This window comes from Bradyrhizobium sp. CCBAU 51753, from assembly GCF_015291565.1.
Classification (GTDB): Bacteria; Pseudomonadota; Alphaproteobacteria; order Rhizobiales; family Xanthobacteraceae; genus Bradyrhizobium; species Bradyrhizobium ivorense.
The window spans coordinates 1,608,151-1,631,007 of record NZ_CP030037.1 but is presented as its reverse complement, the minus strand read 5'-3'; the positions used below and the strand labels follow the sequence as shown (position 1 = coordinate 1,631,007).

Genomic DNA, 22,857 nt, shown 5'->3' with positions numbered 1-22,857 from the left:
TCGCGAAGAATTTGCCATGAGCACGCTCGACACCGGCCTGACCCTGATCAAGAACGCGTCGCAGCGCGTCTCGAAGGCCAATGGTGCTGTTGGCAATGCGTTCAAGAGCTGGATGCCGACCGGCCTCTATGCCCGCGCGCTGCTGATCATGATCGTGCCGATGGTGATCCTGCAGACCGTGGTCGCGTTCGTGTTCATGGAGCGGCACTGGAACACGGTGACGCGGCGGCTGTCGGCCGCGGTGGTGTCGGATATCGCGGCGCTGATCGACGTCTACAAGAACTACCCGCAGGACAAGGACCGCGCGCAGCTGCGCCGCATCGCCCAGAAGCTGCAGCTTGTGGTCGATTTCCTCCCTGCAGGCGACATGCCGCCGCCGGGGCCAAAACCGTTCTTCTCGCTGCTCGACCAGACGCTGTCGGTGCAGCTCGGCCGGCAGATCAACCGGCCGTTCTGGATCGACACCGTCGGCAAATCCAATCTGGTCGAGATCCGCGTCCAGCTCGACGATTCCGTGATGCGGATCTTCGCGCAGCGCAGCGCCGCCTACGCCTCCAATTCGGAGATCTTCATCTTCTGGATGCTCGGCACCTCGACGATCCTGTTGATCGTCGCCGTGCTGTTCCTGCGCAACCAGATCAAGCCGATCCTAAGGCTCGCCGATGCCGCCGAGAGTTTCGGCAAGGGCCGCGAGGCGCCGAACTTCCGGCCGCGCGGCGCCCGCGAGGTGCGGCGCGCGGCGCAGGCGTTCATCGAGATGAAGGCGCGCGTCGAGCGCTCGATCGAGCAGCGCACCGCGATGCTGGCCGGCGTGTCGCACGATCTGCGCACCATCCTGACCCGCTTCAAGCTCGAGCTCGCGCTGCTCGGCGAAGGTCCGGAGATCGACGCGATGCGCAAGGACGTCGACGAGATGTCGATGATGCTGGAGGACTATCTTGCCTTCGCGCGCGGCGATTCCGGCGAGGTCGCGCAGCCGACCGACATGGCGATGGCGCTGGAGGAATTGCGCAGCGACGCCGAGCGCCACGGCCACACCACGACCGTCGCGTTCCACGGCCTGCCTGTGGTGACGGTGAAGCCGGCCTCGTTCAAGCGCTGCCTCGCCAACCTCGTCTCCAACGCGGCGCGCCACGCCGATACGATCTCGATCACCGGCCACAGAGACCACCGCTACCTCACCATCACCGTCGACGACGACGGCCCCGGCATTCCCGCTAATATGCGCGAAGAAGTGTTCAAGCCGTTCCTGCGGCTCGACGACGCCCGCAACCAGGACGAAGGCGGCAGCGGATTGGGCCTTGCGATCGCCCGCGACATCGCCCGCTCGCATGGCGGCGACATCATGCTGAGCGAGAGCCCGATGGGCGGCCTGCGCGCCGCAGTCCGGGTGCCGGTGTAGGAACGATCGCGTAGCCCGGATGAAGCGCAGCGCAATCCGGGAGCTCGCGACGCGGACCACGGCTCTCAATCCGTGTCCCGAAAGGCCGTAAATTTCTGGGGCGCGTCATTGCGAGGAGCGATAGCGACGAAGCAATCCATGCCTCCGCACATGCGGCACGATGGATTGCTTCGCTTCGCTCGCAATGACGAAGGATAGAATTGCTGCAATCTCTCAACCTGTCATCCTGACAGGATGCGAGGCTTTGTCTGCATCCACTGCTGTCGTCGCCCGGCTCGACCGGGCGACCCAGTACGCCGCGGCCTATCGGCTCAAGCACTATCGTCTCTGGAATACTGGATCACCCGCATGCGCGGGTGATGACACCGAGCAAGCTGATCAAATCGACCCGTCATCCTGAGGCGCGAGCTCTTGCAAGCCTCGAAGGATGAATCGGCCACCAGCCGGGCCGATTCATCCTTCGAGGCTCGCCGAAGAGGCTCGCACTTCAGGATGACGGGGAAAGTTTGGCAATGCGTAAGCGGCGCGCTACTTCGGTTGCTGCTTCGGCAGCAGCCCCTTCAGCTTTTCCATGTCCTTGATGTTCATCTTCATGCCGCCGGGCATGATCATGTCGCCGGGCTTCTGGTCGGCCTTGCAGGCGCCGAGCCATTTCGCCTCGATGGTCATGGTGGTGTCGTGCGCGCCCGCCTTGCCGCCTTCGGCGTGCGAGGTGCTCTTCACCGTGTAGGCCGAATTGAAGTCGCCGGTGATCTCGGCATGCCCCTGCACGGTGACGCCGGCGACGCTGCAGACGGAATCGGTGACATAGCCGGTCGCGGTTTTCTGGACGTCCTGCTTGGAGCAGATCTCCTTCGCCATCGGCGAGGCCGCCGTGCTCATCTCCTTGTCGGTGGTCTCGTCGGTGCAGTGCTGCATGGTCATTTCCGGCATCGGACCGCCGCTGCGCACCATCTTCATTTCCCAGAGGCCCGCCTTGCGGGTCGGCAGCTCGACGGCGCCGGCGGTGCCGGCCGACAGGGCAAGGCAGATGGCCGAACCAAGCAAAGCAAGCTGTCGCGTCATGCGAATGGCTCCCGGCGAAACGTGGCGATGGCGGTCAGGCGCTTGGCCGTCAGGCGCTCAGTAGAGCGTGCGCAGCGGCCGGCTCTCAGAACCGTAGGGCACCCAGCGGCAGGCAAACGAGAGATAGCCGCCCGGATGGGCCTGCACCGAGAGAAACTTCACCACCTTGCCGTAGCGCGCGCAGTGGTCGACGGCGAGCTGCCGGGCATCGGTCTGGGCTGCCAGGGTATAGGCGACAATCCCGCCGGTATCATTGCCCTTGAACGGCGGTACCGTCTGCAGCCAATCGGCCTGCGCCGGCAGCGCGGCCAGCATCCCGCAAACGGCAACCAGGCACGCGGCCACTTTCCTTCGCATCGCAGACTCCATTTCGCTCAACGCAACATAGAGTGCGCCGGGGGCCGTGAAAAGCACGAGCCGCCGGCCACCGGTGGACTTCTCCGCAGGTGTTGCCGCGCTGCACTTGACCTTGCCGGGGCTTCACGGCACCGTCCGCCGCATCGGACAATCGGGTGGATTCCCATGCGCAACCTGCTCATCTCCCTCAAAAAGCTCAGCCTCGGCGCCGCGCTCGTGTTCGGCGTGCTGGCCCCCGGGAGCACCGCGCAGGCCGCCAATCCGCTCGAGCTGAACTTCTGGCTGTCCGGCCCGCGCTATGACGGCAGGGTCGCACCGTGCGAAGCGGCCATCCCGGTCATCACCGAGCGCTTCCAGGAGAAGGAATCGACGTTCTGGAATTCGCCGCTGGTGATCACCGGCTTCACCCGCGTCCACGAAACCGCGTTCCGCCCCTGGCAATCCGACAATATTCCGCGCCGCTATTGCTCCGGCACGGTGATGCTGAGCGACGGCAAGGCCCGCGCCGTGCATTACTCGATCATCGAGGACGGCGGGTATGCCGGCTTCAACCAGGGCGTCGAGTGGTGCGTCACCGGGCTCGACCGCGACTGGACCTACAACCCGGCCTGCAGGGCCGCGCGGCCCTGACCTTCCGCTAGATCAGCCGAGACATCGCGCGCAGACGGGCCCGCCTGCGGGCGGCGCGACGCTTTTGTTCTTGAAATGTTCCTGTGGCCTGCTAGGTTTCGGCCCGGTCGTGTTAGGGAGCGTTTGATGCCTCGGTTGGTCACAATTTCCCGATTTCTGATTTCGATTGCCGTTCTGGTCCTCTGCAGCACGGGCGCGCCGGGCCAGGACCGCCGGCAAAACGCTCCGGGCGAGTTCGATTTCTACGTGCTCTCGCTGTCGTGGTCGCCCTCGTTCTGCGAGGCGGCGAGCGAGCGCGGCAACAACGGCCGCGGCACCCAGGCCCAGTGCGGCGGACGGCCCTATTCATTCGTCGTGCACGGCCTGTGGCCGCAATATGAGCGCGGCTTCCCGGAATATTGCCAGCGGCCCTCGCCGCGGCTGGCCCGCGGCATCATGAGCTCGATGCTCGACCTGATGCCGGCGCCCGGGCTGATCTACAACGAGTGGGACAAGCACGGCACCTGCTCGGGTCTCGGCGAGCGCGCCTATTTCGAGGCGATCCGCAAGGCCCGCGCGGCGGTGAAGATCCCTGAGGAATTCCTGCAACTGGCGGAGCCGAAGACGATCGCGCCCGATGCGCTGGAGGCCGCCTTCATCAAGGTCAACCCGGGGCTGAGCAGCTCGGCGATCGCGATCACCTGCGACAGCAAGCGGCTCAGCGAGGTGCGGATCTGCCTCAGCAAGGACCTCCAGTTCCGATCCTGCGAGGAGATCGACCGCCGCGCCTGCCGCCGCGACCAGGTGGTGATGCCGCCGGTGCGTGGCGGTTGAGATTCGGCTATTACGGAGTAACCCGAAGGGAGCCCCGCCGCCCCTGAATTCTGCAATGCGGGATTGCGCGCCCGATTTGCTGCCGCGCATCGCGCCGAGCAACAAGGGTTGCATTGCCGGCCCGATGTCGGCATCGCTAGGCCATGAACTATCGCCACGCATTTCATGCCGGCAACTTCGCCGACGTCATCAAGCACATCGTTCTGGTGCGCATGCTGACCTATCTGCAGGAGAAGCCCGCGCCGTTCCGCGTCATCGACACCCATGCCGGCGCCGGACTCTACGACCTGACATCGAGCGAAGCGCAGCGCGGCGGCGAATGGCTCACCGGCATCGCGCGATTGATGCAGGCGCGGCTCACCGACAGGGCGTTGCCGCTGATCGCGCCCTATCTCGACATCGTCAGGTCGTTCAATCCGGCTGCCGAACTGAAGGCGTATCCCGGCTCGCCGTTGATAGCGCGAGCATTGCTGCGGCCGCAGGATCGTCTCACCGCCTGCGAAATCCAGCCTGAAGCGCGCAAACAGCTGATCGACGCATTGCGGCGCGACACCCAGGCGCGTGTCGTCGATCTCGATGGCTGGATGGCACTGCCTGCTTTCGTGCCACCGAACGAGCGGCGCGGACTGGTGTTGATCGATCCGCCGTTCGAAGCAAAGGACGAGTTCGAACGACTGACTCGCGGCTTCGTCGAAGCCTTCGCAAAATGGTCGACCGGCTCTTACCTGATCTGGTATCCCGTAAAATCACGGAGAGCCACCGACGACCTCGCGCGCAGCGTCGCCGCAGCAGCTGCAACGAGCCGGCCGGCCGGCAAATGTCTGCGTTTGGAATTCAGTGTGGCACCGCAAGAATACGGTGGTGGCCTCGTGTCGACCGGGCTCTTGATCGTGAATCCGCCATGGACACTGGTGAGTGAGTTAAAACTCATCTTGCCCGAACTCGAAAAGCCGCTTGGCCAGGGCGGCGCTGGGCGCTTCCGAATAGAGACGCCTCATCCGTAATCGCACCATTTGAAAAGTGCATTTGATCGTAGGCAATCGGCGCGGAACCGTATTATGCTCATCCTGTTACGACTGGCTTTACGTTCCGCTTCCGCGAATGGTTGCGGCGGAGTGACAAGGCCGAAATAAAATCCAGGCAGACCGGCGGCGTGACGCCGGCCTGTTCAGGTGGCCAGGCTTCCGACAAGCGAATGTCGGTCAACCGCTACGCGGCGTGCGCGTAGCGGGGGAGCAATACGGGGGAGGAGTTTCCCGATGGCCATGACTGGGACAGTCAAGTTCTTCAACGGAGAGAGAGGCTACGGCTTCATCAAGCCTGATGACGGCGGACGCGATGTGTTCGTTCACATCACAGCCGTCGAGCGGGCGGGGCTAAAGGACCTGACTGAAGGACAGCGCATTACATTCGAGGTCGAACCGGACAAGAAGGGTAAAGGCCCCAAGGCGGTCAACCTGGTCGTGTCATCATGAGCGCGGCTCGTGATGCAAGCCGAATGAAGCGTTGCATGTGAATGGTTGCCGGGCGCACGGCGTGCGCTCGCTGCGTGACTTAGCTGCATGATGCGGATGCCAGCGGCGGCGTTCGTGTAGCGAAAACATGCGGCCGCGCTGTCGCGCGCGTGACATCCAAACCATCAGCACAAAAAATCCCGGCCGCGCCAGGCGCGGCCGGGAGGTGATAGTCGACGTCTTCTTGTTCTCAGAAGTGATAGTTGATGCCGGCGCGGACCAGGCCGAAGCTGTAGCCGTTCGACGTGCCCGTGATCGCGAAGCGGCTGTTGGCGAGATCGACATAGAGATATTCGATCTTGGCGCTCCAGTTCGGAGCAAAGCCCATTTCGGCGCCGGCGCCGACGGTCCAGCCCACATTGGTGTGGGTCTCCGACAGACCGAAAGTCTCGCCGCGCAGTTCGCCAAAGGCGAGACCGCCGGTCGCGTAGAACAGCACGTTGTTGATGGCGTAGCCGGCGCGGCCGCGCACGGTGCCGAACCAGGGATTGGAGAACTTCCAGGGCGCGAAGCGGTCGTCCGCCGAGGAGCCCTGGATGTCGGCCTCCAAGCCGAACACAAACGGCGTGCCGTTCTGGAAATTGTAGCCGGCCTGGACGCCGCCGGCGAAGCCCGCCGGCTTGGTCGGGTTGTTGGCGACCGAGCCCCAATTGTAGCCGATGTTGCCGCCGAGATAGGGGCCGGCCCAGCTGTAGGCGTTGAGCGGCTGGGTGACGGTGTAGGGCGAGCCGTAGCTGAGGTCGGCCGACGCCGCCGCGGTCGTCCAACCTGCGACGAGCAGCGCCAGCGCACGCGCAACCAACCGGGTCATCGGTACTCTCCACCACGCAACTGCCGCAGCCCGCCGGCAACCGACCGGCGTGGTTACGGATTTCCACTTTTTTCGCTAAGGTTTATCGAGAGTTTTAAGTTAAAGGGTTGTTAAGGGCCCTTACCGCCTGCCGAGCAGTCTTAACGATCCGTTACAGACCCGCCCCGGTGGCCGTACGGGTCCGATAACCCCCTGCAATCAGACCGCTTTTTCCAACATCGCGGGGCGCTGGCGACCGCCCGCTCAAGCGCTTAATTTACGGCCATGGTTCACGATTCTTCCGAGCGTCCGGCGCCAGCCCCCCGCAAGGCGCGGCGCGGCGCCAAATCCGATCTGCCGCAGGACGATCTGACGCTCGATACGGGCGACGTCGATCCCGCCACCTCCGCCGCGGACGAGGACGACGAGGTGCGCCTGCCGGATGCGCCGGAGGATGCCGCCGAGACCATCGCCGAAGCCACGCTCTCGATCGGACATGCCGCGATCGAGAATGCGGTCCGCCTCGCCCCGACCTCGCCCGGCGTCTACCGCATGCTCAACGCCGCCAATGACGTGCTCTATGTCGGCAAGGCCAAGAACGTCAAAAAGCGGCTGTCGTCCTATGCGCGGGCCAGCTCGCCGCTGCCGGCACGCATCCTGCGCATGATCGCGGCGACCACCCAGGTCGAGATCGTCTCGACCACGACCGAGACCGAGGCGCTGCTGCTCGAGGCCAATCTGATCAAGCAGCTGCGGCCGCGCTTCAACGTGCAACTGCGCGACGACAAGTCGTTCCCGTATATCCTGATCTCCGGCGACCACTGGGCGCCGCAGATCCTCAAGCATCGCGGCGCGCAGTCGCGGCCCGGACGCTATTTCGGCCCGTTCGCCAATGCCGGCGCGGTGAACCGCACCATCACGGCGCTGCAGCGCGCGTTCCTGATCCGCTCCTGCACCGACGGCTTCTTCGAAAGCCGCACGCGGCCGTGTCTGCTGTACCAGATCAAGCGCTGCGCCGGGCCCTGCACCCGCGAGATCGATTTTCCCGGCTACAGCGAGCTGGTGCGCGAGGCGACCGAGTTCCTGTCGGGACGCAGCCACGCCGTGAAGGAACTGCTCGCGGCGGAGATGGAGAAGGCCTCCGGCGAGCTCGAATTCGAGACCGCGGCGCTCTATCGCGACCGCCTCGCGGCGCTGTCGGCGATCCAGTCGCAGCAGGGCATCAACCCGCGCACCGTCGAAGAAGCCGACGTGTTCGCGATCCACCAGGAGGGCGGCTATTCCTGCGTCGAGGTGTTCTTCTTCCGCACCGGCCAGAACTGGGGCAACCGCGCCTATTTCCCGAAGGCCGAGAAAACCTTCACGCCGGAAGAGGTGCTGTCGTCGTTCCTCGCGCAATTCTACGACGACAAGCCGCCGCCGAAGCTGATCCTGCTCTCGCATGAGATCGAGGAAAGCGCGCTGCTTGCCGACGCGCTGTCGGTCAAGGCCGGATACAAGGTCGAGGTCTCGGTGCCGAAGCGCGGCGAGAAGAAGGAGCTGATCAGCCACGCGCTGACCAATGCGCGCGAGGCGCTCGGCCGCAAGCTCGCCGATACCGCAACCCAGAGCCGGCTGCTCGAGGCGATGGTGTCAACGCTCGGCCTGCCGCATGCCCCAAAGCGCATCGAGGTCTACGACAACAGCCATATCATGGGCACCAACGCGGTCGGTGCGATGATCGTGGCCGGGCCCGACGGCTTCATCAAGAACCAGTACCGCAAGTTCAACATCAAGTCCGAGGGGCTGACGCCCGGCGACGACTACGGGATGATGCGCGAGGTGCTGGAGCGGCGCTTCAAGCGGCTGCTGAAGCCGCCGGAGGACGGCGCCGCCAAAGTTCAGGACAAGGCGGACGACGATGCGTTCCCGCAATGGCCCGACCTCGTGATCATCGACGGCGGCCGTGGCCAGCTCAATGCGGTCAGGGAGATTTTCCAGACTCTCGGGCTGACCCAGGTCGCGCTGATGGCGGTCGCCAAGGGTCCGGACCGCGATGCGGGCCGCGAAACCCTGTTCATGCCCGACCGCGAGGCCATCAAGCTGGAGCCGCGGGACCCGGTGCTGTATTTCATCCAGCGGCTGCGCGACGAGGCCCATCGCTTCGTGATCGGCTCGCACCGCAAGCTGCGCAAGAAGGACATCCGCGAGGCCGGCCTGCAGGAGATCCCGGGCATCGGCCCGTCGCGCAAACGTGCCTTGCTGCACCACTTCGGAACGCTCAAGGAGATCGAGCGGGCCTCGATCGCCGACCTCGGCAAGGTTCCCGGCGTCAGCGCCGAGAGTGCCCGCAAGATTTTCGAGTTTTTCCACGCCCAGCCGGGGTAAAGGAGGCGCGAGTCATCAGGGCGTCGCCTGCGGCTGGCCATCTAGGAACACGATCCGGAAAGGTATCAAGCGGGTTTCCGAAAAGACCGTGCTTAAACAAGGAGCTAAAGCGCGATGACGATTTAGTCTAATCTTCGTCGCAGTTGAGTGTCCGCACGGTTGACCTTCTCGTTTCAGCGGTATTGGTAGGACGAATGAACATCGCCACGACCCGGGGACAGCCCAAGACCATGTCCCTTCCGAATATCCTGACCTACGCCCGGATCGCCGCGATCCCGGTAGTGATCGGGTGCGTCTACTGGCAGTCGATCCTGGACGGCCCATTATGGCTGCGCTGGGTCGCGCTGACCGTGTTCATCGCGGCGGGGATCACCGACTATCTCGACGGCTATTACGCCCGCATGTGGGACCAGCAATCGGCCTTCGGGCGGATGCTCGACCCGATCGCCGACAAGCTCCTGGTCGCCTCCAGCCTGCTGATGCTGGCGGCCGACAACTCGATCCATGGCTGGACGCTGTGGGCGGCGATCGTGATCCTGTGCCGCGAGATCCTGGTCTCGGGCCTGCGCGAATATCTGGCCGGCCTGCGGGTCAGCGTTCCCGTCACCAAGCTCGCGAAATGGAAGACGACGATCCAGCTGGTCGCGATCGGCTTTCTGATCGCTGGCGAAGCCGGCGAGCAGATCCTTCCGGCGACCACGCTGATCGGCATCGTGCTGCTGTGGATGTCGGCGATCTTCACGATCTACACCGGCTGGGACTATTTCCGCGCCGGCATCCATCACCTCATCAAGGAGGATGAGGGATGAAGGTGAAGTATTTTGCCTGGGTGCGCGAGCGCGTCGGCAAGGCGGAAGAAACCATCGAGCCGCCGGCCGAGGTGCGCACCGTCGGCGACCTGATCGGCTGGCTGTCCGCGCGCGGCGAGGCCTATGCCTACGCGTTCGAGAAACCCAAGGTAATCCGCGCCGCGATCGACCAGGCCCATGTCAAATTGGACGCGGCCATCGCCGGCGCCCGCGAGATCGCGTTTTTTCCGCCGATGACCGGCGGCTAACCTTCCGATGTCCGTAGTAGCGACCATCCGCATCCAGCAAGCCGACTTCGACGTCGCGCAGGAGATCGCTGCGCTGAGCCGTGGCCGCACCGATGTCGGCGCGGTGGTCAGCTTCAGCGGCATCTGCCGCGGCAGCGAGCAGGGCGAGCCGATCGCGGCGCTCACGCTCGAGCACTATCCGGGCATGGCCGAAGCCGAAATCCAGCGCCACGCCGACGAGGCGCTGGCGCGCTGGCCGCTGCAGGGCCTCACCGTCATCCACCGCTTCGGCCGCATCGAGCCCGGGGAGAACATCGTGCTTGTGGTGACCGCCTCGGCGCACCGGCAGGCCGCGTTCGAGGCCGCCGAATTTTTGATGGATTATCTCAAGACCAGCGCGCCATTCTGGAAGCGCGAGGAGAGCGCGCGCGGCACCAACTGGGTCGAGGCGCGCGACCACGACGACGCGGCTGCCGCGCGCTGGACCAAATCCTGATGGCCAAGCGCAGCAAGGCGCCGGCCAAGGTGCCGGCAAGGCGCGGCCCTGCCGCGCCGAAGCCGCCCAAGGTCGGCGCCGGCGAACTTTTGACGCTGTTCGATTTCCTGCGCTATGCGGTCAGCCGCTTCAACGCGGCAAAGCTCGTGTTCGCGCACGGCACCACCGATCCCGTCGCGGAGGCCGCCTTCCTGATCTCTGAGACGCTGCATCTGCATCCCGACCAGTTCGAGAGCTTTGCGACGGCGCGCGTCACCGCAGCCGAGGGCAAGCAGATCCTCGACCTGATCGAGCGCCGCATCACGACGCGCAAGCCGGCCGCCTATCTCGTCAACAAGGTCTATATGCGCGGCGTGCCGTTCTACGTCGACGAGCGCACCATCGTGCCGCGCTCCTTCATCGGCGAGCTCTTGGATTCGCATTTCGGCGGCGACGAGGACGGTACCTCGCTGATCGGCGATCCCGCCGAGGTCGAAAGCGTGCTCGACCTCTGCACCGGCTCGGGCTGCCTTGCGATCCTCGCTGCCCAAAACTTTCCCAATGCCACGGTCGACGCGGTGGACATTTCCAAGGATGCGCTCGCGGTCGCGGCGCGCAATGTCGCCGACCACGGGCTTGCCGATCGCCTGACGCTGCACCGCGGCGACCTGTTCAAGCCGCTCGGCGACAACAGCTACGACCTCATCATCACCAACCCGCCCTATGTCGACGCCGAGGGCATGGCATCGCTGCCGCGCGAGTGCCGCGCCGAACCGAAACTCGCCTTCGACGGCGGTGCGGACGGGCTCGACATCGTGCGCCGCATTCTCGATGAAGCCGGCCGCCATCTGAACCCGCGCGGTGGGCTGCTCTGCGAGATCGGCCGCGGCCGCGACGACCTCGAGGAGGCCTATCCGAACCTGCCGCTGCTCTGGCTCGACACCGAGGACTCCGAGGGCGAGGTGTTCTGGATTGCGGCGGCCGATCTCTGATCCCCGAAGGGTTCGGGCGAGCAGCGGGGCCGGGAATCGGCGAAGCGAAAATCGTGTGCAGTTCCAGCCCCTTCCAAAGATCGCTGGCCCGTCGAATCAACAATGGTGCTAGATTGAGCCGCTGGGGATATCCGGACCGGGGCCGCGGACGCGCGACATGATTCGCATTTCGACGATCTTCATCGCCATCTGCATGGTGCTGGTCGCAGCCTCGCTCGGCTTCGTCCTGTATTCGGTGGCGGGCATCAGCGGCCCGGAATCGGCGATCGTGGCGCTGACCGCCCTCACCTTCCTGATCCTCTACAACGCGGTCTCGATGCGGCTGCGCGACCGCAGCGACGTCGGCAACCAGATCGCGGATCTGTCGCGCGGCACCGCCGACCTCGCTCGCCAGGTCGCCGAATTCGGCCGCCGGCTTGCCGCGGTCGAGGGCCGCGTCACCTCGGCCAATTCCACCAGCGCCGACCGGATGCAGGGCCTCGCCGGTGAGATCAACGAGCTTGGCGGGCTGGTGAAGCAGCTCGCGGCGTCGGTCGCCCACCATGAGGACCTGTTCGCGTCAGCGCCGCCGGCGCAAACCCAGTCCTCGCCGCCGCGCGATGATGTGCAGCAACCGGCTGCAGCGGCCCCGGCGGTCGCCGCGGCACCCGAGCCGCCCCCTGCGCCGGCCGCGCCGACGCCGCGCAGCCAGGGCCAGCTGCTTGCTGCAATCAAGAGCGCGATCGAGGAGAACCGGCTCGACATCTATTTGCAGCCGATGGTGACGCTGCCGCAGCGCAAGGTGCGCTACTACGAGGCGATGGCGCGGCTGCGCGACGAGAGCGACCAGATCCTGGCCGCCGACGACTTCATCGCGGTCGCCGAGGCCGGCGGCCTGATCGGCCGCATCGACCACATGGTGATGCTCCGCTGCGTCCAGGTGCTGCGCCGCCTGATGGTCCGCAGCAAGGATGTCGGCGTGTTCTGCAACGTCTCGGCGGCGACGCTGGCCAATCCGGCCACCTTCACGCAATGCCTCGACTTCCTCGAGGCCAACCGCGCGCTGGCGCCGTCCTTCGTGCTCGAGTTCAAGCAGGCCACCTTCCGCAATCTCGGCCCGGTCGAGAGCGAGAACCTCGCCGCGCTGGCGCAGCGCGGCTATCGCTTCTCGATCGACCATGTCACCGACCTCCGGCTCGAGCCGCGCGAGCTCGCCGACCGCGGCGTCCGCTTCATCAAGGTTCCGGCGGCGCTGTTGCTCGACACCAGGCAGAGCGCGACCAGCGACATCCATCCCTCCGATCTCTCCGACCTGCTCGGCCGCTTTGGCATCGACTTGATCGCGGAGCGGATCGAGGGCGAGCGTTCGGTGGTCGACCTGCTCGACTACGACGTCCGGTTCGGCCAGGGCTTCCTGTTCGCGCCACCGCGGCCGTTGCGGCCCGAAGGGGCATCTGCTACCGCCGAGCCTCCACAGACCAAGCCGCAGGAACTCAATGGCACCGGCACTCCAGCCCCTGTCTCAAGCCCCGCCGCGCCGCCGCGCGCAACCGGCAATGCCGCGCTGGTGCGCCGCGCCGTCGGCCCGAATTAGCCGGTATTCCCAGCCATGACCTCGCTGCGCTTCGTGGAACGGCTGCGCGACCTCGTGGGCGGCGTCGACGTCGTGCTGTCGGACATCTGGGGCGTCGTGCACAACGGGCTCGAATCCTTTCCCGAGGCCTGCGCGGCGCTGCATGCGTTTCGAAAGCAGGGCGGCACCGTCATCCTGATCACCAACGCGCCGCGGCCGGCCGATTCCGTGCAGCGACAGCTGCGCAAGCTCGGCGTCGCCGACGAGACCTATGATGCGATCGTCTCCTCCGGCGATCTGACGCGGCATTTCGTTTCTGATCATCCCGGCCAGAAGATTTTCTGGGTCGGCCCGGAGCGCGACAGCTCGATCCATCGCGGCCTCGACGCCACCTTGGTGCCGCTGGAGCAGGCCGACTACATCATCTGCACCGGCCTGTTCGACGACGAGGTCGAGACTGCGGAAGACTACCGTGAGATGCTGCTGAAGGCGCGCGAGCGCAAGCTCACGCTGGTGTGTGCCAATCCGGACATCGTGGTCGAACGCGGCGACCGCCTGATCTACTGCGCCGGCGCGATTGCCGAGCTCTATCGCGAGCTCGGCGGCGAGGTGATCTTCTACGGCAAGCCGCACCGGCCGATCTATGAACGCGCCATGGCGCTGGCCACCGAACGGCGCGGCCGTCCGGCCGAGCTCGCACGGGTGCTGGCGATCGGCGATTCCGTGCGCACCGACCTCGCCGGCGCCCACGGCTTCGGCATCGATCTGCTGTTCATCACCCGCGGCATTCATTCCGAGCAGTTCGAAGGCATCGAGCAGCTCGACCCCGCCTCGGTGAAGGAACTGTTCGGCCATCCGCCCCGCGCGCTGATGCGCGAGCTGAAGTGGTAGCGGCGAATGCTCTCTAACCCCTTCGCCCCGCGCTTTGCGGGGAGAGGGTTGGGGTGAGGGGCTGTTTTCACGAGTTCAGAACGCGGATAGACCTGTACCCCCTCACCCGGATCGCATTCCGCTCTGCTGCATACGATCCGATCTCTCCCCGCATCCGCCTTCGCCCGAAGGCGGGCTTCGGCGGACAAGAGCGGGGCGAGGTGAAGGGGGCGGCGTTGCCAAAATGCCGAAAAACAACCCCATGCAAAGTAGCCGGCGGCCGACGGTCGACCAGGCCGCTTGACACGTCGGGCAAGTCAGGGGTACTCTTCCAATATTCCGAAATCGCGCCGGCGCCCTCGCCGCGGGGCTTTCGAAGTTGGCATTTGCCAGCTTCTGCAACTGACGTTTCCGGTATTATGGCGCAAGCGCCGCAAGGGCATGCACGCTCAAAACAAGGCTCACTTATTCGCCTGGCGTCTCTGGTAAATGCGTGCCGACAGGTGATTGATCAGGACTTCTGCGATCGCGAAGAAACCAAAGATCGCTCCATAGAGCCATCCTCCGAAGGCTAGGCCGACAAGCAATCCAAACACTCCGAACCCAAGGAGGAGCGGAGCGAGCCTTCGAATGAAAACGGTATCGTCGCTAGTCGACAGCCTCGGTCTCATGGGCGGAGATTGTAGCGAAGGAGGCAGCTCCCTCCCAGACACGCCTAGGTGAGTTTGCTACCTAATGCCGGAGAAGTCCGTCAAATCTCCACCAACACCACCCGTTCAAACTCTGGCGCCGCAACGCACGCAAGAAAGTAGGCCGCCGGAAACAATCATCGTTTCAGGTTCATAAGACGCGAATGCCCGGGACGAACCCGGGCATGACGAGAATTCAGTCGATGCGATGGACGGGCGTCTTACGCCGTCGCCATGTCCGGGAACACCGCCTCGATCTTGGTCTTCAGCGTGGCGGCGTTGAACGGCTTGACGATGTAATTGTTGACGCCGGCCTTCTTGGCCGCGATCACGTTCTCGGTCTTGGATTCCGCCGTGATCATGATGAAGGGCGTGGTGGCGAGGTTGGGATCGGCGCGGACTTCCTTGAGCAGGTCGTAGCCGGTCATCGGCTCCATGTTCCAGTCGGAAATCACCAGGCCGTACTTCTTGCCGCGCATCTTGTTGAGCGCAGCCGAACCGTCGGAGGCGTCGTCGATATTCTCGAATCCAAGCTGCTTGAGAAGATTCCGGATGATGCGGATCATGGTGCTGTAGTCATCAACCACCAGAACCGGCATGGACAAATCAACCGCCATCTTTTCCCCCAAACCACACTTGCAATTACGCTTCTGCGCGAGCCGCAGCTTTCCCGCAGACCACTAACAGCTGGCGTTAAACAGCGCGTTAACCGGCAAGAGCCGGATTGTTACGGATTTGACGCGATATTCGCCGCGCTTGACTTATCATCCGCCGCCGCGTCACCGTCCGGCGCGCGACAATCATGCTTAAGAATCCTTGAACAATGCCTGAAATGAGCACCGGCTTTACCGTTATCCGCGACAACACCCCCGCAAGCGTCATCCCGAAGGGCGCCGTGGTCGCGATGGGCAATTTCGACGGCGTCCATCTCGGTCACCGCGCCGTGATCGGGGCGGCGCTGGCGATGGGCAAGGCGCACGGCGTGCCGGCGCTGGCGGTGACGTTCGAGCCGCATCCGCGCAAATTCTTCAGCCCGAACACCCCGCAATTCCGCCTCACGGACGAGACCAACAAGTTGCGTCTTCTCGCGGCCACCGGGCTCGCCGGCGCCGTGGTCATGACCTTCGACAAGGCGCGCGCCGGCACCACGGCGCAGGACTTCATTCACCATGACCTGATCGGCCGGCTCGGCATCAGCGGCATCGCGGTCGGCTACGATTTCCATTTCGGCAAGGGCCGGGTCGGCTCGCCGAGCCTTCTGGTCAGCGAGGCGCCGCGGCTCGGCATCGAGGTCGACGTGCAGGCCCATGTCGACATCGAGGAGCGCCCGGTGTCCTCGAGCGCGATCCGCATGGCGCTCGCCGAGGGCGAGATCGGCGACGCCACCACGATGCTCGGCGGCCCCTGGTTCGTCACCGGCGCGGTGATCCATGGCGAGAAGCGCGGCCGCGATCTCGGCTATCCCACCGCCAATCTCCGCCTCGACAAGCATTGCGGGCTGAAGCACGGCATCTATGCGGTACGGGTCGGCCTTGGTTCCGAGCGGTTCGACGGCGTCGCAAGCTTCGGCCGCCGCCCCACCTTCGACAATGGCGCGCCGCTGCTCGAAGTGTTCCTGTTCGACTTCAAGGGCGACCTCTACGGCAAGGTGCTCGACGTCGCCTTCATCGGTTTCATTCGTGACGAGCTGAAATTCGACACCATCGAGGCGTTGATACGCCAGATGGATGACGACAGCGCACGCGCGCGCGCGGCCCTTGCCGCGGCGCCGGGTGCGTTCCCAAGGCTCGGAGCGATTGATTGAAAACTGAAAAGCAAAAAATGCTGGCGGGCGAGCTCTACTACACCGATGATGAGCTCGCCGCCGATCAGGCCGCGGCCAAGGCGTGGATGGCGCGCTACAACGCGGCGCTGGCATCGCCGATCGCCGAACGGCACGCCCTGCTCCGCGAACGTCTCAAGCAGGTCGGCAAGGGTGCGGTGATCCGCCCGCCGTTCTTCTGCGACTACGGCACCAACATCAGCCTCGGCGACGGCGTGTTCCTCAACTTCAATTGCGTGATCCTCGACGTCGTCGAGGTCACGATCGGCGACCGCACCCAGATCGGGCCCGCGGTGCAGATCTATACCGCCGACCATCCGCGCGACGCCGAGACAAGGCGCACCGGCCTCGAATTCGGCCGCCCGATCCGGATCGGCAGCGACGTCTGGATCGGCGGCGGTGCGATCATCCTGCCCGGCGTCAGCATCGGCGATGGCGCCCTGGTCGGGGCCGGCAGCGTGGTCACAAGGGACGTCGCGCCCGGCGCGACCGTGGCGGGAAACCCGGCCCGGCCGCGGGCTGCCTAGCGCGTGATGAAGTGAGGTTGAATCGGTTGGGCCGCGGGCTCGGTCCACCTCTCCCCGACGGGGAGAGGTCGATTTGCGCGGCAAATCGGGTGAGGGGCCGCAGCCCCAACGAGAGACCGTAACCCCTCACCCGCGCCTTCGGCGCGACCTCTCCCAAGGGAGAGGTGAACTTCCGCTGCCGCGTCAGCTCAACCTAATCCCATCCTGCTCTAGCGCGCATCGGCAAGCCATCGACATGAAAGAGGCCGCCAACTGAGCGGCTTCCATCGTAGCCGTCGTCGCAATTCAGGAGAAGAAATCAGGCAGATGGTTCACGCCCAGCGTATTTATGTGCTCGACCGCATCTAGCGCGTGCTGGGGCAGGGTTACGTCGGGACTGGTCGGTGATGGAGGAAGCTCAGTCGGAAGATGGGCCAGCGCCTGGTCGGGCGCATGATCAAAGACTTGAGGTGGAAGTGTCGATGGTCTTGCCATTGCAAACTCCCTGTCTCTCGGAACGTCGGGACTGGCCGACCGCTAAACCTAGCTCTGATCATTATTGCCTACCAGCCGCCCGTCAGCGGCGCAGCAACCATTGCGCCGGCCGGGCGTTCATCCAGCGTTCATCAACCTCCTCAACAGCCGGCGGGCCGCCGGTGGAATCCGGCGGCCCCTCAATGAATCATAAGAGCTGCCGCGATTGCGAACGCAGACAGGCAGGCTGCGGCCAAACTCATGAGCGTAATGGCAATAGGTCTAGGCATAACGATGGCTCTAGGCATAGCGATTCAACACCATGTTCCAGCAAAAGTTGCCGGGAGAGCGGGCGCTTAGTTCGCTGGCCGCAGCCAGCTCTTGATCCAGCCAGCGGCGCTGCTGGTCTTGATCGGATCGGGATGAATCGTCGCAATCAAGCGATCGGATTGCCATAACTCAATGGAATTGCGGTCTACTAAGGATTTGGCCCGTTCCTTGGCAGCGTTTTCGTCAGCGCAGCAAAGATCAATCCGCTGTTTGATATGGCCATCATCGCCGATGATGTAGGCCTGATAATCGCGCATTTGGCGACCTCCTGTCGCCCAAACCGACTAAGCTCCCTAATTTGGCTGCGAGCAAGAAGTCCTTCGGAAATCCATCACCCTTTCCAGAAACACCCGGGATTACTCCGGTAGTTGCGAACACGTTGCGACGCCGAAGCGAAGTTTCAGCTATGCGCCCGGCGCAGGGGTTATGGTCCTTGTTGGAGCTGCGGCGCTCGCCCGACTTGCTGCGCAGGTCGACTTCTCCCCGTCGGGGCGAGGTGGACCGAACCCGCGGTCAAACCGCTTCAAGCTGGCTTAATCGCGCTCCAGGGGACGGTCCCCCGGGCCGTTCCGCGGGCAATCGGGGCTTTGCGATTTCGCCGCCCGGCTGCTATGGGAAACCCCATGTTTTCGCGGCGCATCATACGGATTAGCGGCCCGGCTTCCGCCTGAGCTCAAGGCTCGGCGCAAGACCGGGACCTTGCCGTTTCACCCGCGATTGATCGCGTATCCGCGCCCGCACCTGCCAAAATCAGAGCCTTCATGTCCGACAAGCCGCAAAAGACCGACGCCCAAAAGACTGACCTTAGGGACTATTCCAAGACCCTTTACCTGCCGCAGACGGATTTCCCGATGCGCGCCGGCCTGCCCCAGCGCGAGCCGGAAATCCTGAAATACTGGAACGAGATCGGCCTCTACGACCGGCTGCGCCAGAGCGCCGAGGGCCGCGCCAAGTTCGTGCTGCATGATGGCCCGCCCTATGCCAACGGCAACATCCATATCGGGCATGCGCTGAACAAGATCCTCAAGGACGTCGTGACCAAGAGCCAGCAGATGCTCGGCTTCGACTCCAACTACGTGCCGGGCTGGGACTGCCACGGCCTGCCGATCGAATGGAAGATCGAGGAGGAGAACTACCGCTCCAAGGGCAAGCAGAAGCCCGACTTCCGCGACTCCGCCGCGATGGTGGCGTTCCGCAAGGAATGCCGCGCCTATGCGACGCACTGGATCAACGTGCAGCGCGAGGAGTTCAAGCGGCTCGGCATCATCGGCGACTGGGACCATCCCTACGAGACGATGACCTATCCGGCAGAAGCTGCGATCGCCCGCGAACTGATGAAGTTCGCCGCCAACGGCACGCTGTATCGCGGCTCCAAGCCGGTGATGTGGAGCGTGGTCGAGAAGACCGCGCTGGCCGAGGCCGAGGTCGAGTACGAGGACTACACCTCGGACATGGTGTGGGTGAAATTCCCGGTCACCTCGCCGGCGCATGGCGCGCTCGCCAATGCCTCGGTCGTGATCTGGACCACCACCCCGTGGACGTTGCCCGGCAACCGCGCCATCTCGTTCTCGCCGAAGATCGCGTATGGTCTCTACAAGGTGACGGACGCGCCGGCGGACAATTGGGCCAAGACCGGCGATCTGCTGATCCTGGCCGATGCGCTCGCCGCCGAGGTGTTCAAGCAGGCCCGCGTCACGGCCTACGAGAAGGTGCGCGACATCCCCGGCGACACGCTGGACGCCGTCGAATGCGCCCACCCGCTGCGCGGCCTCAGTGGCGGCTACGAATTCACCGTGCCGCTGCTGTCGGGCGACCACGTCACCGACGACACCGGCACCGGCTTCGTGCACACCGCGCCCGGCCACGGCCGCGAGGACTTCGACGTCTGGATGGCCAATGCGCGCGAGCTTGACGCGCGCGGCATCCCGACCGCGATCCCCTACACGGTGGACGAAAACGGAGCCTTCACAATCCACGCCCCCGGCTTCACCGGCAGGCGCGTGATCACCGACAAGGGCGAGAAGGGCGACGCCAACGAGGCCGTGATCAAGGCGCTGATCGAGAAAGGCATGCTGCTGGCGCGCGGCCGGCTCAAGCACCAGTACCCGCATTCCTGGCGCTCCAAGAAGCCGGTGATCTTCCGCAACACGCCGCAATGGTTCATCGCGATGGACAAGCCCATCGACGAGAACGGTCATGCCAAGAAGGGCGACACGCTGCGCGCCCGCGCGCTGCACGCGATCTCGGTGACGCGATGGGTGCCGCCGGCCGGCGAAAACCGCATCAACGGCATGATCGCCAATCGTCCCGACTGGGTGATCTCGCGCCAGCGCGCCTGGGGCGTGCCGATCGCCGTGTTCGTGCGCGAGAAGGGCGACGGCTCGGCCGAGATCCTGCAGGACGAGGTGGTCAACCAGCGCATCACCGAAGCCTTCATGGAGGAAGGCGCCGACGCCTGGTACATGGACGGCGCCCGCGAGCGCTTCCTCGGCTCCCGCGCATCCGAGGACTGGAAAAAGGTCGACGACATCTGCGACGTCTGGTTCGATTCCGGCTCCACGCACGCCTTCGTGCTGGAGGACCGCCAGAACTTCCCGCAGCTCGGCAACATCGTCCGCAAGATCGACGGCGGCGACGACACCGTGATGTATCTGGAAGGCTCGGACCAGCATCGCGGCTGGTTCCACTCCTCGCTGCTGGAGAGCGCCGGCACGCGCGGCCGCGCGCCCTACGACATCGTGCTGACCCACGGCTTCACGCTCGACGAGAACGGCCGCAAGATGTCGAAGTCGCTCGGCAACACAGTCGAGCCGCAGAAGGTGATCAAGGATTCCGGCGCCGATATCCTGCGCCTGTGGGTCTGCGCCACCGACTATGCCGACGACCAGCGCATCGGGCCCGAGATCCTCAAAAACACCATTGAGACCTATCGCAAGCTGCGCAACTCGATCCGCTGGATGCTCGGCACGCTGCATCACTTCAAGCAAGCCGAGAAGGTCGCCGTTGCCGAGATGCCCGAGCTCGAGCGGCTGATGCTGCACGAACTGGCCGGCCATGCCGAGACCATCCGCAAGGCCTATGCCGATTTCGACTACAAGACCGTGGTCGCGAGCCTTGCGGCATTCATGAATTCCGAGCTGTCGGCGTTCTATTTCGACATCCGCAAGGACACGCTGTATTGCGATCCGCCATCCTCGGTGGCGCGCAAGGCGGCGCTGACCACGATCGACCTCTTGTGCGACTCGATCCTGAAATGGCTGGCGCCGATCCTGAGCTTCACGTCGGACGAAGCCTGGCGGATGTACCGGCCGGGCGCCGAGCCCTCGGTGCATCTGACCCTGTTCCCCGAGGATCTCGCGCAGTTCCGCGATGATGCGCTCGCCGCGAAGTGGGAGAGGATCCGCGATGTCCGCCGCGTCGTCACCGGCGCGCTGGAGCCCGAACGCGCCGCCAAGAATATCGGCTCGTCGCTGGAGGCCTCGCCGGTGATCTACGTCGCCGACCGGGCCCTGCTGGCGACCTTGTTCGACGTCGACCTCGCCGAGATCTGCATCACCTCGAGCTACGAAGTGCGCGAGGGCGAGGCACCGGCGGGCGCCTTCCGTCTCGACGGCGTGCCCGGCGTTGCCGTGGTGGTCGAGAAGGCGGTCGGCACCAAATGCGCGCGGTCGTGGAAGATCCTGCCCACGGTCGGCGAAGACCCCGAGTATCCCGATGTCTCGCCGCGCGACGCGCAGGCGCTGCGGGAGTGGAAGGCGCTGGGGGTCACGGCTTGAGCCCTCCCGTTCGCGCCGGCGTGCTGGCGGCGGTCATCACCCTGATCGCCGACCAGGCCTCAAAGCTCTGGCTGCTCTACGTGCTGGAAATCGCTCGCCACGCCCCCGTGCGGGTGACGCCGTTCTTCGACCTGGTGCTGGCCTGGAACCCCGGAATCAGCTTCGGCTGGTTCCAGAGCGAGAGCCCGGCGGCCCAGATCGCCCTGATGGTGATCAAGGCGGCGGCGGTGATCGCGCTGGCGATCTGGATGGCGCGGTCGCGGACCTGGCTCGCCACGGTGTCGCTCGGCCTGATCATCGGCGGCGCCATCGGCAACGGGATCGACCGCTTCGCCTATGGCGCGGTGGTCGATTTCGCCCTGTTTCATATCGAGATCGGCGAAAAAACCTTCAGCTGGTACGTGTTTAACTTCGCCGACGTGGCCATCGTTGCCGGTGTGGCGGCGCTCCTGTATGATTCCCTCTTGGGGGCACCCGCCGCAAAAGCGCCCTGATCCCGGCCGATAGGAGCCGGTCGGCGGTCGACCTGCGTCCGGCGGAACTGTGCCTAAGCCAGTGACCGCCTTGCGGAATTTCTGAAATGGGGATGGCGCGATGCGCACTACCAAAGCCCGCTTTTACCTGATCGAGACGTCCCGACCGGCGCTGCTGCGCGGCCTGCGCCTGGCGTTTGTCGCGGCCGGTATCGGCCTCGTCATGACGGCGGGCCCGGTGCGTGCCGGCGACGACGATGACGACGACGGCCTGACCTTCGAAGAGCGGATCGTCGACAATTTGATGACCGGCCTCGGCGCCAAGAGCGCGGCCAGCAAGGGCATCGATTACCGCGAGCGCTCGCCGCTGGTGGTGCCGCCGAAGCTCGACCTGCCGCCGCCGGCTTCCGCCGCCAAGGCCGACGCACCGAACTGGCCGAAGGATCCCGATGTCGCCAAGCGCAAGGCTGCAATCGAGGCGCGCAAGAAGGAAGTCAAGAAGGAGCACTGGCAGCAGGCCATGCCGCTGACCCCGGCCGAGATCGAGGCCGGCCGCAAGCAGCAGACCGCGACCAACAGCAAGGACCCGATCGAGCCGGGCGTCACCACCAATCCCTCGCTGATGCCGAACCAGCTCGGCTACAGCGGCGGCCTGCTCGGCATGTTCAAGGGCAACAGCAGCGAGTCCTCGCCGTTCAAGGGTGAGCCGCCGCGTGCAACCCTGACCGAGCCGCCCCCCGGCTACCAGACGCCGTCGTCGAACTTTGCCTATGGCACGGGCCCGATGAAGCCGCTGGTCAGGGAAGGCGAATACGACATCCAGACCGGCAAGCCGGTGCAGTAGGGTCGGCCGCCGCGCATGGTCCGGAACCCGGAGGGCCGCGTTGACGCCAAGCGCGACGCGGTGTTCCGAAAGATCATGCT

General features: G+C 64.9%; 22 protein-coding genes. 17 read left to right on the top strand and 5 right to left on the bottom strand.

Translation table 11 applies throughout. The features are described from left to right. Positions 1–16: 16 nt before the first annotated feature. Positions 17–1,402, top strand: coding sequence for an ATP-binding protein (locus XH93_RS07490; protein ID WP_139480939.1), 1,386 nt, complete (start codon positions 17–19; stop codon positions 1,400–1,402). A 528-nt stretch (positions 1,403–1,930) separates the two neighbouring features. Here XH93_RS07490 and XH93_RS07485 read toward each other — a convergent pair. Both XH93_RS07485 and XH93_RS07480 read right to left on the bottom strand, forming a co-directional pair. Then, entirely contained in the window at positions 1,931–2,467 is a 537-nt protein-coding gene (locus tag XH93_RS07485) for a DUF3617 family protein (protein ID WP_194473014.1), read from the bottom strand. A 57-nt stretch (positions 2,468–2,524) separates the two neighbouring features. Beyond that, positions 2,525–2,824, bottom strand: a complete 300-nt coding sequence (locus XH93_RS07480; RefSeq protein ID WP_139859250.1) for a hypothetical protein — start codon at positions 2,822–2,824, stop codon at positions 2,525–2,527. Positions 2,825–2,989: 165 nt separating this feature from the next. Between XH93_RS07480 and XH93_RS07475 the strand changes: the two genes are divergently transcribed. From XH93_RS07475 to XH93_RS07460, 4 genes are all read left to right on the top strand, one after another. Further along, positions 2,990–3,454 (top strand): hypothetical protein, encoded by a 465-nt coding sequence (locus XH93_RS07475; protein WP_139480943.1) that lies wholly within the window; start codon positions 2,990–2,992, stop codon positions 3,452–3,454. A gap of 126 nt (positions 3,455–3,580) precedes the next feature. Further along, positions 3,581–4,267, top strand: coding sequence for a ribonuclease T2 (locus XH93_RS07470; RefSeq protein ID WP_194473013.1), 687 nt, complete (start codon positions 3,581–3,583; stop codon positions 4,265–4,267). Between the two features lie 143 nt (positions 4,268–4,410). Beyond that, complete coding sequence (locus tag XH93_RS07465; protein WP_194473012.1) at positions 4,411–5,271, top strand: 23S rRNA (adenine(2030)-N(6))-methyltransferase RlmJ; 861 nt, start codon at positions 4,411–4,413, stop codon at positions 5,269–5,271. Between the two features lie 255 nt (positions 5,272–5,526). Continuing rightward, positions 5,527–5,742, top strand: coding sequence for a cold-shock protein (locus XH93_RS07460; RefSeq protein ID WP_066502379.1), 216 nt, complete (start codon positions 5,527–5,529; stop codon positions 5,740–5,742). 229 nt (positions 5,743–5,971) lie between these two features. Here the strand turns inward: XH93_RS07460 and XH93_RS07455 are convergent, their stop codons facing one another. After that, on the bottom strand, positions 5,972–6,592 hold the full coding sequence (locus XH93_RS07455; RefSeq protein ID WP_194473011.1) for an outer membrane protein: 621 nt from the start codon (positions 6,590–6,592) through the stop codon (positions 5,972–5,974). Between the two features lie 264 nt (positions 6,593–6,856). On the opposite strand from XH93_RS07455, the gene uvrC reads away from it, so the two are divergent. The 7 genes from uvrC to XH93_RS07420 all read left to right on the top strand — a co-directional run bounded on the left by uvrC (position 6,857) and on the right by XH93_RS07420 (position 13,884). After that, positions 6,857–8,938 (top strand): excinuclease ABC subunit UvrC, encoded by a 2,082-nt coding sequence (gene uvrC / locus XH93_RS07450; protein ID WP_194473010.1) that lies wholly within the window; start codon positions 6,857–6,859, stop codon positions 8,936–8,938. Between the two features lie 194 nt (positions 8,939–9,132). Next, positions 9,133–9,747, top strand: coding sequence for a CDP-diacylglycerol--glycerol-3-phosphate 3-phosphatidyltransferase (gene pgsA / locus XH93_RS07445; RefSeq protein WP_139480947.1), 615 nt, complete (start codon positions 9,133–9,135; stop codon positions 9,745–9,747). After that, complete coding sequence (moaD, locus tag XH93_RS07440) at positions 9,744–9,995, top strand: molybdopterin converting factor subunit 1 (protein ID WP_194473009.1); 252 nt, start codon at positions 9,744–9,746, stop codon at positions 9,993–9,995. Before pgsA ends, moaD begins: the two co-directional genes overlap by 4 nt. Before the next feature lie 7 nt (positions 9,996–10,002). Beyond that, the gene (locus XH93_RS07435; protein WP_194473008.1) at positions 10,003–10,470 is read left to right on the top strand and encodes a molybdenum cofactor biosynthesis protein MoaE; all 468 of its coding nucleotides are present in this window, start codon (positions 10,003–10,005) and stop codon (positions 10,468–10,470) included. Next, a complete protein-coding gene (gene prmB / locus XH93_RS07430; protein ID WP_194473007.1) occupies positions 10,470–11,441 on the top strand; it encodes a 50S ribosomal protein L3 N(5)-glutamine methyltransferase in 972 nt (323 codons plus the stop codon). The genes XH93_RS07435 and prmB overlap by 1 nt, the downstream gene beginning before the upstream one ends. Before the next feature lie 157 nt (positions 11,442–11,598). Next, complete coding sequence (locus XH93_RS07425) at positions 11,599–13,014, top strand: EAL domain-containing protein (protein WP_194473006.1); 1,416 nt, start codon at positions 11,599–11,601, stop codon at positions 13,012–13,014. Between the two features lie 15 nt (positions 13,015–13,029). Next, complete coding sequence (locus tag XH93_RS07420) at positions 13,030–13,884, top strand: TIGR01459 family HAD-type hydrolase (RefSeq protein WP_194473005.1); 855 nt, start codon at positions 13,030–13,032, stop codon at positions 13,882–13,884. Between the two features lie 889 nt (positions 13,885–14,773). Here XH93_RS07420 and XH93_RS07415 read toward each other — a convergent pair. Beyond that, positions 14,774–15,169: a response regulator gene (locus XH93_RS07415; protein ID WP_016844467.1), complete on the bottom strand. Its 396-nt coding sequence runs from the start codon at positions 15,167–15,169 to the stop codon at positions 14,774–14,776. A gap of 215 nt (positions 15,170–15,384) precedes the next feature. Here XH93_RS07415 and XH93_RS07410 point away from each other — a divergent pair, with 215 nt between their 5' ends. Together XH93_RS07410 and XH93_RS07405 are read left to right on the top strand one after the other, a co-directional pair. Beyond that, positions 15,385–16,356, top strand: coding sequence for a bifunctional riboflavin kinase/FAD synthetase (locus XH93_RS07410; protein ID WP_194475023.1), 972 nt, complete (start codon positions 15,385–15,387; stop codon positions 16,354–16,356). A 17-nt stretch (positions 16,357–16,373) separates the two neighbouring features. Then, positions 16,374–16,901, top strand: a complete 528-nt coding sequence (locus XH93_RS07405; RefSeq protein ID WP_194475024.1) for a sugar O-acetyltransferase — start codon at positions 16,374–16,376, stop codon at positions 16,899–16,901. Positions 16,902–17,710: 809 nt separating this feature from the next. Here XH93_RS07405 and XH93_RS07400 read toward each other — a convergent pair. Beyond that, the gene (locus XH93_RS07400) at positions 17,711–17,941 is read right to left on the bottom strand and encodes a hypothetical protein (RefSeq protein WP_194473004.1); all 231 of its coding nucleotides are present in this window, start codon (positions 17,939–17,941) and stop codon (positions 17,711–17,713) included. Between the two features lie 504 nt (positions 17,942–18,445). Here XH93_RS07400 and ileS point away from each other — a divergent pair. The 3 genes from ileS (at position 18,446) to XH93_RS07385 (ending at position 22,777) form a co-directional block, all read left to right on the top strand. Beyond that, on the top strand, positions 18,446–21,460 hold the full coding sequence (ileS, locus tag XH93_RS07395; RefSeq protein WP_194473003.1) for an isoleucine--tRNA ligase: 3,015 nt from the start codon (positions 18,446–18,448) through the stop codon (positions 21,458–21,460). Next, positions 21,457–21,954, top strand: a complete 498-nt coding sequence (gene lspA / locus XH93_RS07390) for a signal peptidase II (protein WP_246799503.1) — start codon at positions 21,457–21,459, stop codon at positions 21,952–21,954. The genes ileS and lspA overlap by 4 nt, the downstream gene beginning before the upstream one ends. 100 nt (positions 21,955–22,054) lie before the next feature. Continuing rightward, on the top strand, positions 22,055–22,777 hold the full coding sequence (locus XH93_RS07385) for a hypothetical protein (protein WP_194473001.1): 723 nt from the start codon (positions 22,055–22,057) through the stop codon (positions 22,775–22,777). Positions 22,778–22,857 lie beyond the last annotated feature (80 nt).